We start from the raw sequence: 678 nt of genomic DNA, 5'->3' as shown, positions 1-678 counted from the left end.
CGGCGACCGTTGCAGATGGCAATGGTCGTTGCATTATGAGTTATGCATTTCGCAGTTTTGCATAGTGCAATATGGCCCACACCCGCTTGGACATACCGGAAAGGCGCAGTTTCCCTCAACCGCAACGTCAATCACCAACTTGGCATCGATCCTGCTCTCCTCCCTCGGCATGACGGCGACAACGCCGCATCACAACGAACCGACGGAGCCCGATCATGAACAAGTTCTTCGCCAAGACCGCCGCCGCCTCCCTGCTGGTCGCCGCCATCGCCGCACCCGCCTTCGCACAGAACGCCACCGGCACCATCCAGTTGCGCGGCAATGTCGCCCAGTCCTGCACCATCACCGTCCAGGACCAGGGCCAGAACCTCTCCCTGAAGAATGGCGAGAACAACAAGACCATCGGCTCCGTCACCGAAAGCTGCAACGCCGGCAACGGCTACAAGATCACCCTGGCCTCCACCAATGCCGGAAAGCTCAAGTCCGGCAATTTCGAGATCGCCTATCAGGTCAATTATGATGGCCAGGGCGGCAACCTCAACAGCCAGATGGTCATCGACCGCGCCAACGCCCAGTTCAACAAGAAGGCCGACCTCAAGGTCACCATCCCCGCTTCCGAGCAGTATATCGCCGGTGACTATGCCGACACCGTCACCGTCACCATCGCTGCAAAGTAAA

Annotated in this window: 1 protein-coding gene; it reads left to right on the top strand. The window is 58.8% G+C overall.

Annotated features, from left to right (window positions below):
* Positions 1-215 precede the first annotated feature (215 nt).
* The gene (locus tag ACM9LZ_RS25950) at positions 216-677 is read left to right on the top strand and encodes a spore coat protein U domain-containing protein (protein WP_416622391.1); all 462 of its coding nucleotides are present in this window, start codon (positions 216-218) and stop codon (positions 675-677) included.
* Position 678: the final 1 nt, after the last annotated feature.

Origin of the sequence: Niveispirillum fermenti (assembly GCF_048066175.1) — a bacterium.
Classification (GTDB): domain Bacteria; phylum Pseudomonadota; class Alphaproteobacteria; order Azospirillales; family Azospirillaceae; genus Niveispirillum; species Niveispirillum fermenti.
This window is presented reverse-complemented; position numbering and strand designations above follow the sequence as displayed.

What these genes read in the sequence shown, in the direction of transcription:
- ACM9LZ_RS25950 (WP_416622391.1), top strand. Translation starts at nt 216, where the DNA reads ATGAACAAGTTCTTCGCCAAGACCGCCGCCGCCTCCCTGCTGGTCGCC.